The sequence below is a fragment of the Bacillus sp. hwrm1 genome, from assembly GCF_040207805.1.
Classification (GTDB): domain Bacteria; phylum Bacillota; class Bacilli; order Bacillales; family Bacillaceae; genus Bacillus; species Bacillus velezensis.
In genome coordinates this window covers 4,045,001-4,059,353 of sequence record NZ_CP157943.1, presented here as the reverse complement: position 1 = coordinate 4,059,353, position 14,353 = coordinate 4,045,001, and the positions used below count along the sequence as shown (strand labels likewise).

Genomic DNA, 14,353 nt, shown 5'->3' with positions numbered 1-14,353 from the left:
GGTGAGCAGAGATGATTTTAATGATTGACAATTATGATTCATTTACGTACAACTTGGTTCAATATTTGGGTGAACTCGGGGAGGAACTGATCGTCAGACGGAATGACGAGATTACGATTGAGCAGATTGAAGAGCTGGGTCCGGACTTCTTAATGATTTCACCCGGGCCGTGCAGTCCTGATGAAGCGGGGATCAGCCTCGAAGCCATCAAACATTTTGCCGGCAGTATTCCTATTTTCGGCGTATGTCTCGGGCATCAGTCGATTGCGCAAGTATTCGGCGGCGACGTCGTCAGAGCGGAGCGGCTCATGCACGGCAAAACGTCAGAAGTTATGCATGACGGACAGACGATTTTTAAAGGCCTGCAAAATCCGCTTGTCGCCACCCGGTACCATTCACTTATTGTCAAAGCGGACACGCTGCCGGATTGTTTTACGGTATCCGCTCAAACCAAAGAAGGAGAAATTATGGCAATCCGCCATAATGAGCTGCCTGTTGAAGGTGTTCAGTTCCATCCGGAATCCATCATGACCTCCTTCGGCAAAGAGATGCTCAGAAACTTTATAGAGACACACCGCAAAAAGGAAGTGACGGTGTGATTATATATTTGAATGGTCAATATATAGAGGAGAAAGAAGCGGCGCTTTCTCCTTTTGACCATGGTTATCTGTACGGGATCGGCGCGTTCGAGACGTTCAGGCTTTACAGCGGCCGGCCGTTTCTGCCGGATGCGCATGTCGCCAGGCTCAACAGGGCGCTTCGGGATCTGCAGATTGCATATGAGGTGAACAAACAGGAGCTGCTTGATATGCTTCTAAGACTGTTGCTCCTCAATGACATCAAGGACGGCAGCGCACGTGTCCGGCTTAACATCTCGGCAGGCGTCAGCGATAAGGGATTTGCCGCGCAGACTTATGAAAAGCCGACCGTCCTTTGTTTCGTCAACCGGCTCAATCCGGAAACTCTGCCTGTTCAAAAAGAAGGCAGGCTTCTCTCTGTCCGGAGAAATACGCCTGAAGGATCTTTTCGGTTAAAATCCCATCACTATTTAAACAACATGTATGCTAAACGGGAGATCGGGAATGATCCCAATCTTGAAGGCATTTTCCTGACCGGTGAAGGAGATGTCGCGGAAGGCATTGTCTCCAACGTGTTTTGGCGAAAAGGAGACAAGGTCTTTACACCATCCTTGGATACAGGCATTCTCGACGGCGTAACGAGACAGTTTGTTATTGATGAATTGAAACGGCAGGGGACAGAAGTCACCGAAGGCCGATTCCGTTTTCAATCAATGCTTGAAGCGGATGAAGCATGGTTGACAAACTCCGTGCTTGAAATCATCCCGTTTTCTAAAATAGAGGAAGTGCCGCTGCCCGGAGTGAGCGGAAAAACGGTGCAATTGCTCCGTAAGCAGTATCAGCAGGAAATAAACAAAATGAATGTACAGGAGGAGGAACAAAATGGCGCAGCAAACAATTGAACAGCCTAAACTGATTCATACAAAAAAAGGCGCTCTGTCCTATAAAGAGAAGACGCTCGTTATGGGGATATTAAATGTAACGCCAGACTCCTTCTCTGACGGCGGTAAATACGACAGTACGGAAAGGGCGCTTCTGCATGCGGCGAAGATGGCTGAAGAAGGGGCGCATATCATAGATATCGGCGGCGAATCGACAAGACCCGGCGCATCACTCGTGTCGGCTGATGAGGAAATGTCACGAGTCATCCCCGTCATAGAGCGGATCACAAGCGAGCTGGACATTCCGCTTTCAATCGATACGTACAAAGCGTCCGTGGCAGACGAAGCGGTCAAAGCGGGAGCCTCTATCCTTAATGACATCTGGGGGGCGAAAGGTGATCCTGACATGGCGTCAGTAGCCGCCGCACACGGGGTTCCGATTATCTTAATGCATAATCGCATGGAAAGAAACTACAACGATCTTATTCCTGATATGCTTGCAGACTTGATGGAAAGCGTAAAAATTGCCGCAGAAGCCGGCGTCACAGATGAAAACATGATTCTGGATCCGGGGATCGGCTTTGCGAAAAACTATGAGGACAATCTGGCTGTCATGAACAAGCTGGAGGTGTTCAGCGGGTTAGGTTATCCGCTGCTCCTGGCGACATCGAGAAAAAGGTTCATCGGCCGTGTGCTTGACCTTCCCCCTGAAGAACGTGCCGAGGGAACGGGAGCGACAGTATGCCTTGGCGTCCAAAAAGGCTGCGACATTGTGAGGGTGCACGATGTCAAAGAGATCGCAAGAATGACGAAGATGATGGATGCTATGTTGAACAAAGGAGGCGTACATTATGGATAAAGTATATGTGGAAGGTATGGAGTTTTACGGATATCACGGCGTGTTCGAAGAAGAAAACAAACTCGGCCAGCGCTTCAAAGTAGACCTGACTGCCGAACTGGATTTGAGCAAAGCGGGAAAAACGGATGACCTCTCTTATACCATTAACTATGCGGAATTGTACAGTGTCTGCCGCGGCATCGTTGAGGGCGAGCCCGTTAATTTGGTCGAGACCCTTGCGGAACGGATCGCAGACACCGTCCTTGAGAAATTTGAACCGGTGCAGCAATGTACGGTAAAGGTTGTTAAGCCTGACCCGCCGATTCCCGGCCATTATAAATCAGTGGCCATAGAAATGACGAGAAAGAAATCATGAACAATACGGCATATATCGGCCTCGGCTCCAATATGGGCGACCGTGAACATTATTTGCGTCAGGCAGTGGCCATGCTCAGCCGGCATCATGGCGTGACGGTGTCAAAGGTGTCCTCCATATATGAAACAGATCCCGTCGGCTATGAGGATCAAGATCAGTTTCTCAATATGGCGGTTGAAGTGAAAACGTCGTTATCTCCTTTTGAACTTCTTGATGTAACGCAGAGCATTGAAGCTGAATTAGGCAGAACGAGAGAGATTCGCTGGGGACCGCGGACGGCAGACCTTGACATTTTGCTGTATAATCGTGAAAATATTGAAACAGAGCGGCTGATTGTTCCGCATCCGAGAATGTATGAGCGCTTATTTGTCCTTGCGCCGTTAAAAGAAATATGTTCGCAGGCGGATCATATCACGATAAGCGCTGAAACAAACCAAGAAGGTGTAAGAGTATGGAAGCAGAAATCTGGGGTAGGCGAATTCGTGCATTCAGAAAGCTGAAAGGTTATACTCAAGAAGGATTTGCAAAAGCATTAGGTATATCAGTTTCTATTGTCGGTGAAATTGAACGCGGAAACCGATTGCCGTCAGATGCCATCATTCAAGATGCGGCAGATGTTTTAAATATAAGTGCGGACGAATTGGCCCCGCCTGAAAAATAGACAAATGAAAGGAGGGGAAAAATGTTTAAAATCGGTGATATTCAATTGAAAAACCGGGTTGTGCTTGCCCCTATGGCCGGTGTCTGCAACTCAGCGTTCAGATTGACTGTAAAGGAATTCGGAGCCGGATTGGTATGCGCTGAAATGGTCAGTGACAAAGCGATTCTTTACAACAATGCCAGAACAATGGGGATGCTTTACATTGATGAACGTGAAAAACCGCTCAGCCTTCAGATTTTTGGAGGAAAAAAGGAAACCCTTGTGGAAGCGGCGAAGTTTGTAGATCAAAACACGACTGCTGATATTATTGATATTAACATGGGATGTCCCGTACCCAAGATTACAAAATGTGACGCGGGCGCCAAATGGCTTCTCGATCCCGATAAGATTTATGAAATGGTATCCGCAGTAGTAGATGCTGTTGATAAGCCGGTTACAGTGAAGATGAGAATGGGTTGGGATGAAGAGCACATTTATGCGGTGAAAAATGCCCAAGCCGTTGAACGTGCCGGCGGAAAAGCCGTTGCCCTGCACGGCCGCACAAGAGTGCAAATGTATGAAGGCACTGCGAACTGGGATATCATTAAAGAAGTGAAGCAATCCGTCTCCATTCCCGTCATCGGAAACGGTGATGTCAAAACGCCTCAGGACGCGAAACGCATGCTTGAGGAAACAGGAGTTGACGGCGTCATGATCGGCCGGGCCGCACTCGGCAACCCGTGGATGATTTACCGTACGGTGCACTACCTTGAAACCGGCGAGTTAAAAGACGAACCGAAAGTCCGTGAAAAAATGTCGGTATGCAAACTGCACTTAGACCGCCTGATTAAGTTAAAAGGCGAAAATGTGGCAGTCAGAGAAATGAGAAAACACGCTGCCTGGTATCTGAAAGGTGTCAGAGGCAATGCGAATGTACGCAACGAAATTAACCAATGTGAGACGCGTGAAGAAGTTGTGCAGCTTTTAGATGCATTTACCGCCGAAGCAGAGGCAAAAGAGCTTCAAGATGCAAAAGTAGGTTAATATACACCCTCTATTGCTGCTCACTGCCAGCTTACCGCTGGCAGTTTTTCTGCTTTTTCGTGAAATCAAAATGTAACGGAGTGATACCAATGAGTCAAGAAGAGCAAAATCATGAGGAATTGAACGACCAGCTGCAAGTCAGACGAGATAAAATGAACCAGCTGAGAGAAAACGGCATTGACCCTTTCGGCGAACGTTTCGAGAGAACGCATCAATCTCAACAGATCATTGACGCCTACCAGGAGCTTTCTAAAGAAGAACTGGAAGAAAAAGCGGTCGAAGTGACCATTGCAGGCCGTATGATGACAAAGCGCGGAAAAGGGAAAGCCGGCTTTGCGCATCTGCAGGACTTAGAAGGTCAAATTCAAATTTACGTAAGAAAAGACAGTGTCGGCGAAGAACAATATGAAATCTTTAAATCTTCAGACCTCGGAGACGTTATCGGCATCACGGGGAAAGTTTTCAAAACAAACGTAGGCGAGCTTTCTGTCAAAGCGACATCTTTCGAACTGCTGACAAAAGCACTGCGTCCTCTTCCTGATAAATATCATGGGTTAAAAGACGTTGAACAGCGTTACCGCCAGCGCTATCTCGATCTCATCGTAAACCCTGACAGCAAACAAACGTTTATCACACGCAGCAAAATCATCCAAGCGATGAGAAGATACTTAGATGACCATGGATACTTAGAAGTTGAAACACCTACGATGCACAGCATACCGGGAGGAGCGTCTGCACGCCCGTTCATCACGCACCATAACGCACTCGACATGCCTCTTTATATGCGTATTGCGATTGAACTGCACCTGAAACGCCTGATTGTCGGCGGATTGGAAAAAGTCTACGAAATCGGCCGCGTGTTCCGTAACGAAGGTGTTTCTACACGCCACAACCCTGAATTCACGATGATCGAGCTGTATGAAGCGTACGCCGATTATAAAGATATTATGAGTCTTACGGAAAACCTCGTAGCACATATTGCGCAGGAAGTGCTTGGAAGCACCACAATCCAGTACGGCGAAGAGCAGATTGATTTGAAACCTGAGTGGAAACGACTCCACATGGTAGATGCGGTCAAAGAAGCGACAGGTGTAGATTTCTGGAATGAGATGACTGTTGAAGAAGCGCGCGGTCATGCAAAAGAGCATGGTGTCGAGATCACAAACTCAATGACGGTGGGTCATATCATCAATGAATTCTTCGAACAAAAAATTGAAGAAACACTCATTCAGCCTACATTTATTTACGGCCACCCTGTAGAGATTTCTCCTCTTGCTAAGAAAAATCCCGAGGACCCTCGCTTTACAGACCGTTTTGAACTGTTTATCGTCGGCCGTGAGCACGCTAATGCGTTTACGGAGCTGAATGACCCTATTGACCAGAGGGAACGCTTTGAAGCGCAGTTAAAAGAAAGAGAAGAAGGAAACGATGAAGCGCATATGATGGATGAAGACTTCGTTGAAGCTCTTGAATACGGCATGCCGCCGACCGGGGGATTGGGTATCGGTATCGACCGCCTTGTCATGCTGTTAACAAATGCTCCGTCTATCAGAGACGTTTTATTATTCCCTCAAATGAGACAACGCTAATAAAAGGGAAGGCGCCGTTTCTGCTTATCGCAGTACGGCGCTTTTTTAGAAACAAGCCGCTCGTAAAACTTTTTTGATTTTCTTTTAAAAAACTATTGCACTATTATTTGTGAGGTGGTATATTATTATTCGTTGCCGCTAAACAAGGCGCTGACGAAAAAAGAAATTTAAAAAGTTGTTGACTTCAAGAGATTGATAAGATATAATAATAAAGTCGCTTGAACGAAAGACAAAATGATCTTTGAAAACTAAACAAGACAAAACGTACCTGTTAATTCAAAGTTTTAAATAAATCGCACAGCGATGTGCGTAGTCAGTCAAACTACTTTATCGGAGAGTTTGATCCTGGCTCAGGACGAACGCTGGCGGCGTGCCTAATACATGCAAGTCGAGCGGACAGATGGGAGCTTGCTCCCTGATGTTAGCGGCGGACGGGTGAGTAACACGTGGGTAACCTGCCTGTAAGACTGGGATAACTCCGGGAAACCGGGGCTAATACCGGATGGTTGTCTGAACCGCATGGTTCAGACATAAAAGGTGGCTTCGGCTACCACTTACAGATGGACCCGCGGCGCATTAGCTAGTTGGTGAGGTAACGGCTCACCAAGGCGACGATGCGTAGCCGACCTGAGAGGGTGATCGGCCACACTGGGACTGAGACACGGCCCAGACTCCTACGGGAGGCAGCAGTAGGGAATCTTCCGCAATGGACGAAAGTCTGACGGAGCAACGCCGCGTGAGTGATGAAGGTTTTCGGATCGTAAAGCTCTGTTGTTAGGGAAGAACAAGTGCCGTTCAAATAGGGCGGCACCTTGACGGTACCTAACCAGAAAGCCACGGCTAACTACGTGCCAGCAGCCGCGGTAATACGTAGGTGGCAAGCGTTGTCCGGAATTATTGGGCGTAAAGGGCTCGCAGGCGGTTTCTTAAGTCTGATGTGAAAGCCCCCGGCTCAACCGGGGAGGGTCATTGGAAACTGGGGAACTTGAGTGCAGAAGAGGAGAGTGGAATTCCACGTGTAGCGGTGAAATGCGTAGAGATGTGGAGGAACACCAGTGGCGAAGGCGACTCTCTGGTCTGTAACTGACGCTGAGGAGCGAAAGCGTGGGGAGCGAACAGGATTAGATACCCTGGTAGTCCACGCCGTAAACGATGAGTGCTAAGTGTTAGGGGGTTTCCGCCCCTTAGTGCTGCAGCTAACGCATTAAGCACTCCGCCTGGGGAGTACGGTCGCAAGACTGAAACTCAAAGGAATTGACGGGGGCCCGCACAAGCGGTGGAGCATGTGGTTTAATTCGAAGCAACGCGAAGAACCTTACCAGGTCTTGACATCCTCTGACAATCCTAGAGATAGGACGTCCCCTTCGGGGGCAGAGTGACAGGTGGTGCATGGTTGTCGTCAGCTCGTGTCGTGAGATGTTGGGTTAAGTCCCGCAACGAGCGCAACCCTTGATCTTAGTTGCCAGCATTCAGTTGGGCACTCTAAGGTGACTGCCGGTGACAAACCGGAGGAAGGTGGGGATGACGTCAAATCATCATGCCCCTTATGACCTGGGCTACACACGTGCTACAATGGACAGAACAAAGGGCAGCGAAACCGCGAGGTTAAGCCAATCCCACAAATCTGTTCTCAGTTCGGATCGCAGTCTGCAACTCGACTGCGTGAAGCTGGAATCGCTAGTAATCGCGGATCAGCATGCCGCGGTGAATACGTTCCCGGGCCTTGTACACACCGCCCGTCACACCACGAGAGTTTGTAACACCCGAAGTCGGTGAGGTAACCTTTTAGGAGCCAGCCGCCGAAGGTGGGACAGATGATTGGGGTGAAGTCGTAACAAGGTAGCCGTATCGGAAGGTGCGGCTGGATCACCTCCTTTCTAAGGATTTTAACGGAATATAAGACCTTGGGTCTTATAAACAGAACGTTCCCTGTCTTGTTTAGTTTTGAAGGATCATTCCTTCAAAACATAGGAACATCTGCTAAATGCGCCACTTCCTGTGGCAACGCATGTGTTAGCATGTCCTATGCGTTGTTCTTTGAAAACTAGATAACAGAAGTAATTCACATTCAATTAGTAATGCAAGATATCACGTAGTGATTCTTTTTAACGGTTAAGTTAGAAAGGGCGCACGGTGGATGCCTTGGCACTAGGAGCCGATGAAGGACGGGACGAACACCGATATGCTTCGGGGAGCTGTAAGCAAGCTTTGATCCGGAGATTTCCGAATGGGGAAACCCACCACTCGTAATGGAGTGGTATCCATATCTGAATACATAGGATATGAGAAGGCAGACCCGGGGAACTGAAACATCTAAGTACCCGGAGGAAGAGAAAGCAAATGCGATTCCCTGAGTAGCGGCGAGCGAAACGGGACCAGCCCAAACCAAGAGGCTTGCCTCTTGGGGTTGTAGGACACTCTGTACGGAGTTACAAAGGAACGAGGTAGATGAAGAGGTCTGGAAAGGCCCGCCATAGGAGGTAACAGCCCTGTAGTCAAAACTTCGTTCTCTCCTGAGTGGATCCTGAGTACGGCGGAACACGTGAAATTCCGTCGGAATCCGGGAGGACCATCTCCCAAGGCTAAATACTCCCTAGTGACCGATAGTGAACCAGTACCGTGAGGGAAAGGTGAAAAGCACCCCGGAAGGGGAGTGAAAGAGATCCTGAAACCGTGTGCCTACAAGTAGTCAGAGCCCGTTAACGGGTGATGGCGTGCCTTTTGTAGAATGAACCGGCGAGTTACGATCCCGTGCAAGGTTAAGCAGAAGATGCGGAGCCGCAGCGAAAGCGAGTCTGAATAGGGCGAATTGAGTACGTGGTCGTAGACCCGAAACCAGGTGATCTACCCATGTCCAGGGTGAAGTTCAGGTAACACTGAATGGAGGCCCGAACCCACGCACGTTGAAAAGTGCGGGGATGAGGTGTGGGTAGGGGTGAAATGCCAATCGAACCTGGAGATAGCTGGTTCTCTCCGAAATAGCTTTAGGGCTAGCCTCAAGGTAAGAGTCTCGGAGGTAGAGCACTGATTGGACTAGGGGCCCCTACCGGGTTACCGAATTCAGTCAAACTCCGAATGCCGATGACTTATCCTTGGGAGTCAGACTGCGAGTGATAAGATCCGTAGTCAAAAGGGAAACAGCCCAGACCGCCAGCTAAGGTCCCAAAGTATACGTTAAGTGGAAAAGGATGTGGAGTTGCTTAGACAACCAGGATGTTGGCTTAGAAGCAGCCACCATTTAAAGAGTGCGTAATAGCTCACTGGTCGAGTGACTCTGCGCCGAAAATGTACCGGGGCTAAACGTATCACCGAAGCTGCGGACTGTTCTTCGAACAGTGGTAGGAGAGCGTTCTAAGGGCTGTGAAGCAAGACCGGAAGGACTTGTGGAGCGCTTAGAAGTGAGAATGCCGGTATGAGTAGCGAAAGAGGGGTGAGAATCCCCTCCACCGAATGCCTAAGGTTTCCTGAGGAAGGCTCGTCCGCTCAGGGTTAGTCGGGACCTAAGCCGAGGCCGAAAGGCGTAGGCGATGGATAACAGGTTGATATTCCTGTACCACCTCCTCACCATTTGAGCAATGGGGGGACGCAGGAGGATAGGGTAAGCGCGGTATTGGATATCCGCGTCCAAGCAGTTAGGCTGGGAAATAGGCAAATCCGTTTCCCGTGAAGGCTGAGCTGTGATGGCGAGCGAATTATAGTAGCGAAGTTCCTGATTCCACACTGCCAAGAAAAGCCTCTAGCGAGGTGAGAGGTGCCCGTACCGCAAACCGACACAGGTAGGCGAGGAGAGAATCCTAAGGTGATCGAGAGAACTCTCGTTAAGGAACTCGGCAAAATGACCCCGTAACTTCGGGAGAAGGGGTGCTCTGTTAGGGTGCAAGCCCGAGAGAGCCGCAGTGAATAGGCCCAGGCGACTGTTTAGCAAAAACACAGGTCTCTGCGAAGCCGTAAGGCGAAGTATAGGGGCTGACGCCTGCCCGGTGCTGGAAGGTTAAGAGGAGCGCTTAGCGTAAGCGAAGGTGCGAATTGAAGCCCCAGTAAACGGCGGCCGTAACTATAACGGTCCTAAGGTAGCGAAATTCCTTGTCGGGTAAGTTCCGACCCGCACGAAAGGCGCAACGATCTGGGCACTGTCTCAACGAGAGACTCGGTGAAATTATAGTACCTGTGAAGATGCAGGTTACCCGCGACAGGACGGAAAGACCCCGTGGAGCTTTACTGCAGCCTGATATTGAATGTTGGTACAGCTTGTACAGGATAGGTAGGAGCCTTGGAAACCGGAGCGCCAGCTTCGGTGGAGGCATCGGTGGGATACTACCCTGGCTGTATTGACCTTCTAACCCGCCGCCCTTATCGGGCGGGGAGACAGTGTCAGGTGGGCAGTTTGACTGGGGCGGTCGCCTCCTAAAAGGTAACGGAGGCGCCCAAAGGTTCCCTCAGAATGGTTGGAAATCATTCGCAGAGTGTAAAGGCACAAGGGAGCTTGACTGCGAGACCTACAAGTCGAGCAGGGACGAAAGTCGGGCTTAGTGATCCGGTGGTTCCGCATGGAAGGGCCATCGCTCAACGGATAAAAGCTACCCCGGGGATAACAGGCTTATCTCCCCCAAGAGTCCACATCGACGGGGAGGTTTGGCACCTCGATGTCGGCTCATCGCATCCTGGGGCTGTAGTCGGTCCCAAGGGTTGGGCTGTTCGCCCATTAAAGCGGTACGCGAGCTGGGTTCAGAACGTCGTGAGACAGTTCGGTCCCTATCCGTCGCGGGCGCAGGAAATTTGAGAGGAGCTGTCCTTAGTACGAGAGGACCGGGATGGACGCACCGCTGGTGTACCAGTTGTTCTGCCAAGGGCATCGCTGGGTAGCTATGTGCGGACGGGATAAGTGCTGAAAGCATCTAAGCATGAAGCCCCCCTCAAGATGAGATTTCCCATTCCGCAAGGAAGTAAGATCCCTGAAAGATGATCAGGTTGATAGGTCTGAGGTGGAAGTGTGGCGACATATGGAGCTGACAGATACTAATCGATCGAGGACTTAACCAAAGAATGTATGCTTACTGTTATCTAGTTTTGAGAGAACACTCTCAATGGTTTGGTGGCGATAGCGAAGAGGTCACACCCGTTCCCATGCCGAACACGGAAGTTAAGCTCTTCAGCGCCGATGGTAGTCGGGGGTTTCCCCCTGTGAGAGTAGGACGCCGCCAAGCTATTACACGTAAGTGTAATATATGGAGGATTAGCTCAGCTGGGAGAGCATCTGCCTTACAAGCAGAGGGTCGGCGGTTCGAGCCCGTCATCCTCCACCATATTTGCCGGCCTAGCTCAATTGGTAGAGCAACTGACTTGTAATCAGTAGGTTGGGGGTTCAAGTCCTCTGGCCGGCACCATTTTTGGACAAGATAATAACATAAGTCTTTTAAAAAGAGCCATTAGCTCAGTTGGTAGAGCATCTGACTTTTAATCAGAGGGTCGAAGGTTCGAGTCCTTCATGGCTCACCATGTTACGCGGGTGTGGCGGAATTGGCAGACGCGCTAGACTTAGGATCTAGTGTCTTATGACGTGGGGGTTCAAGTCCCTTCACCCGCATTATGCAGGATAGTTATCCTGTATGCGGAAGTAGTTCAGTGGTAGAACACCACCTTGCCAAGGTGGGGGTCGCGGGTTCGAATCCCGTCTTCCGCTCCAACTATACCATCCACGCCGGGGTGGTGGAATTGGCAGACACACAGGACTTAAAATCCTGCGGTAGGTGACTACCGTGCCGGTTCAAGTCCGGCCCTCGGCATTCATTATTATGCGCCCGTAGCTCAATTGGATAGAGCGTTTGACTACGGATCAAAAGGTTAGGGGTTCGACTCCTCTCGGGCGCGCCATAATATTTTTAAAAATCGGGAAGTAGCTCAGCTTGGTAGAGCACATGGTTTGGGACCATGGGGTCGCAGGTTCGAATCCTGTCTTCCCGACCACTTCGGGGCCTTAGCTCAGCTGGGAGAGCGCCTGCTTTGCACGCAGGAGGTCAGCGGTTCGATCCCGCTAGGCTCCACCATTTCTAAAAAATATGTTGACTTTAAAAGAAACTTATTATATACTTGAAAAGTTGCTTGAGAAAGTGAACAAAATGATCTTTGAAAACTAAACAAGACAAAACGTACCTGTTAATTCAAAGTTTAAATAAATCGCACAGCGATGTGCGTAGTCAGTCAAACTACTTTATCGGAGAGTTTGATCCTGGCTCAGGACGAACGCTGGCGGCGTGCCTAATACATGCAAGTCGAGCGGACAGATGGGAGCTTGCTCCCTGATGTTAGCGGCGGACGGGTGAGTAACACGTGGGTAACCTGCCTGTAAGACTGGGATAACTCCGGGAAACCGGGGCTAATACCGGATGGTTGTCTGAACCGCATGGTTCAGACATAAAAGGTGGCTTCGGCTACCACTTACAGATGGACCCGCGGCGCATTAGCTAGTTGGTGAGGTAACGGCTCACCAAGGCGACGATGCGTAGCCGACCTGAGAGGGTGATCGGCCACACTGGGACTGAGACACGGCCCAGACTCCTACGGGAGGCAGCAGTAGGGAATCTTCCGCAATGGACGAAAGTCTGACGGAGCAACGCCGCGTGAGTGATGAAGGTTTTCGGATCGTAAAGCTCTGTTGTTAGGGAAGAACAAGTGCCGTTCAAATAGGGCGGCACCTTGACGGTACCTAACCAGAAAGCCACGGCTAACTACGTGCCAGCAGCCGCGGTAATACGTAGGTGGCAAGCGTTGTCCGGAATTATTGGGCGTAAAGGGCTCGCAGGCGGTTTCTTAAGTCTGATGTGAAAGCCCCCGGCTCAACCGGGGAGGGTCATTGGAAACTGGGGAACTTGAGTGCAGAAGAGGAGAGTGGAATTCCACGTGTAGCGGTGAAATGCGTAGAGATGTGGAGGAACACCAGTGGCGAAGGCGACTCTCTGGTCTGTAACTGACGCTGAGGAGCGAAAGCGTGGGGAGCGAACAGGATTAGATACCCTGGTAGTCCACGCCGTAAACGATGAGTGCTAAGTGTTAGGGGGTTTCCGCCCCTTAGTGCTGCAGCTAACGCATTAAGCACTCCGCCTGGGGAGTACGGTCGCAAGACTGAAACTCAAAGGAATTGACGGGGGCCCGCACAAGCGGTGGAGCATGTGGTTTAATTCGAAGCAACGCGAAGAACCTTACCAGGTCTTGACATCCTCTGACAATCCTAGAGATAGGACGTCCCCTTCGGGGGCAGAGTGACAGGTGGTGCATGGTTGTCGTCAGCTCGTGTCGTGAGATGTTGGGTTAAGTCCCGCAACGAGCGCAACCCTTGATCTTAGTTGCCAGCATTCAGTTGGGCACTCTAAGGTGACTGCCGGTGACAAACCGGAGGAAGGTGGGGATGACGTCAAATCATCATGCCCCTTATGACCTGGGCTACACACGTGCTACAATGGACAGAACAAAGGGCAGCGAAACCGCGAGGTTAAGCCAATCCCACAAATCTGTTCTCAGTTCGGATCGCAGTCTGCAACTCGACTGCGTGAAGCTGGAATCGCTAGTAATCGCGGATCAGCATGCCGCGGTGAATACGTTCCCGGGCCTTGTACACACCGCCCGTCACACCACGAGAGTTTGTAACACCCGAAGTCGGTGAGGTAACCTTTTAGGAGCCAGCCGCCGAAGGTGGGACAGATGATTGGGGTGAAGTCGTAACAAGGTAGCCGTATCGGAAGGTGCGGCTGGATCACCTCCTTTCTAAGGATTTTAACGGAATATAAGACCTTGGGTCTTATAAACAGAACGTTCCCTGTCTTGTTTAGTTTTGAAGGATCATTCCTTCAAAACATAGGAACATCTGCTAAATGCGCCACTTCCTGTGGCAACGCATGTGTTAGCATGTCCTATGCGTTGTTCTTTGAAAACTAGATAACAGAAGTAATTCACATTCAATTAGTAATGCAAGATATCACGTAGTGATTCTTTTTAACGGTTAAGTTAGAAAGGGCGCACGGTGGATGCCTTGGCACTAGGAGCCGATGAAGGACGGGACGAACACCGATATGCTTCGGGGAGCTGTAAGCAAGCTTTGATCCGGAGATTTCCGAATGGGGAAACCCACCACTCGTAATGGAGTGGTATCCATATCTGAATACATAGGATATGAGAAGGCAGACCCGGGGAACTGAAACATCTAAGTACCCGGAGGAAGAGAAAGCAAATGCGATTCCCTGAGTAGCGGCGAGCGAAACGGGACCAGCCCAAACCAAGAGGCTTGCCTCTTGGGGTTGTAGGACACTCTGTACGGAGTTACAAAGGAACGAGGTAGATGAAGAGGTCTGGAAAGGCCCGCCATAGGAGGTAACAGCCCTGTAGTCAAAACTTCGTTCTCTCCTGAGTGGATCCT

The 14,353-nt window shown here is 50.1% G+C and carries 8 protein-coding genes, 9 tRNA genes and 5 rRNA genes (1 of these 22 only partly in view); all 22 read left to right on the top strand.

The genetic code is table 11. The annotated features are described in order from the left end of the window. Positions 1 to 11: 11 nt before the first annotated feature. Entirely contained in the window at positions 12 to 599 is a 588-nt protein-coding gene (gene pabA, locus ABK447_RS20435; protein ID WP_007409944.1) for an aminodeoxychorismate/anthranilate synthase component II, read from the top strand. Then, entirely contained in the window at positions 596 to 1,480 is an 885-nt protein-coding gene (pabC, locus tag ABK447_RS20430) for an aminodeoxychorismate lyase (RefSeq protein ID WP_039062450.1), read from the top strand. Before pabA ends, pabC begins: the two co-directional genes overlap by 4 nt. Next, a complete protein-coding gene (folP, locus tag ABK447_RS20425) occupies positions 1,461 to 2,318 on the top strand; it encodes a dihydropteroate synthase (RefSeq protein ID WP_007409946.1) in 858 nt (285 codons plus the stop codon). Before pabC ends, folP begins: the two co-directional genes overlap by 20 nt. Further along, on the top strand, positions 2,311 to 2,673 hold the full coding sequence (gene folB, locus ABK447_RS20420) for a dihydroneopterin aldolase (RefSeq protein WP_003150671.1): 363 nt from the start codon (positions 2,311 to 2,313) through the stop codon (positions 2,671 to 2,673). Before folP ends, folB begins: the two co-directional genes overlap by 8 nt. Continuing rightward, positions 2,670 to 3,173 (top strand): 2-amino-4-hydroxy-6-hydroxymethyldihydropteridine diphosphokinase, encoded by a 504-nt coding sequence (gene folK / locus ABK447_RS20415; RefSeq protein WP_020955216.1) that lies wholly within the window; start codon positions 2,670 to 2,672, stop codon positions 3,171 to 3,173. Before folB ends, folK begins: the two co-directional genes overlap by 4 nt. Beyond that, positions 3,125 to 3,334: a helix-turn-helix domain-containing protein gene (locus ABK447_RS20410; RefSeq protein WP_003150668.1), complete on the top strand. Its 210-nt coding sequence runs from the start codon at positions 3,125 to 3,127 to the stop codon at positions 3,332 to 3,334. The genes folK and ABK447_RS20410 overlap by 49 nt, the downstream gene beginning before the upstream one ends. A gap of 21 nt (positions 3,335 to 3,355) precedes the next feature. After that, entirely contained in the window at positions 3,356 to 4,357 is a 1,002-nt protein-coding gene (gene dusB / locus ABK447_RS20405; RefSeq protein WP_007409948.1) for a tRNA dihydrouridine synthase DusB, read from the top strand. An 89-nt stretch (positions 4,358 to 4,446) separates the two neighbouring features. Continuing rightward, positions 4,447 to 5,946 (top strand): lysine--tRNA ligase, encoded by a 1,500-nt coding sequence (gene lysS, locus ABK447_RS20400; RefSeq protein ID WP_039062453.1) that lies wholly within the window; start codon positions 4,447 to 4,449, stop codon positions 5,944 to 5,946. A gap of 327 nt (positions 5,947 to 6,273) precedes the next feature. Continuing rightward, a 16S ribosomal RNA gene (locus tag ABK447_RS20395) occupies positions 6,274 to 7,823 on the top strand. A gap of 233 nt (positions 7,824 to 8,056) precedes the next feature. Beyond that, positions 8,057 to 10,986 (top strand): 23S ribosomal RNA (locus ABK447_RS20390). Positions 10,987 to 11,034: 48 nt separating this feature from the next. After that, positions 11,035 to 11,150, top strand: a 5S ribosomal RNA gene (rrf, locus tag ABK447_RS20385). A 23-nt stretch (positions 11,151 to 11,173) separates the two neighbouring features. Next, positions 11,174 to 11,249 (top strand) — tRNA-Val (locus ABK447_RS20380). A gap of 5 nt (positions 11,250 to 11,254) precedes the next feature. Next, a tRNA-Thr gene (locus tag ABK447_RS20375) sits at positions 11,255 to 11,330 on the top strand. Positions 11,331 to 11,366: 36 nt separating this feature from the next. Next, positions 11,367 to 11,442, top strand: a tRNA-Lys gene (locus ABK447_RS20370). A 6-nt stretch (positions 11,443 to 11,448) separates the two neighbouring features. Beyond that, a tRNA-Leu gene (locus ABK447_RS20365) sits at positions 11,449 to 11,530 on the top strand. A gap of 24 nt (positions 11,531 to 11,554) precedes the next feature. After that, positions 11,555 to 11,629 (top strand) — tRNA-Gly (locus ABK447_RS20360). A 14-nt stretch (positions 11,630 to 11,643) separates the two neighbouring features. Beyond that, positions 11,644 to 11,729 (top strand) — tRNA-Leu (locus ABK447_RS20355). Positions 11,730 to 11,740: 11 nt separating this feature from the next. Further along, positions 11,741 to 11,817, top strand: a tRNA-Arg gene (locus ABK447_RS20350). A gap of 16 nt (positions 11,818 to 11,833) precedes the next feature. Then, positions 11,834 to 11,910: transfer RNA gene (locus ABK447_RS20345), tRNA-Pro, on the top strand. 4 nt (positions 11,911 to 11,914) lie between these two features. Further along, positions 11,915 to 11,990: transfer RNA gene (locus ABK447_RS20340), tRNA-Ala, on the top strand. Between the two features lie 164 nt (positions 11,991 to 12,154). Beyond that, positions 12,155 to 13,704: ribosomal RNA gene (locus ABK447_RS20335) — 16S ribosomal RNA — on the top strand. 233 nt (positions 13,705 to 13,937) lie between these two features. After that, positions 13,938 to 14,353, top strand: a 23S ribosomal RNA gene (locus tag ABK447_RS20330); it runs 2,514 nt beyond the window's last position. The 16S, 23S and 5S rRNA genes sit together here with 9 tRNA genes alongside, the layout of an rRNA operon.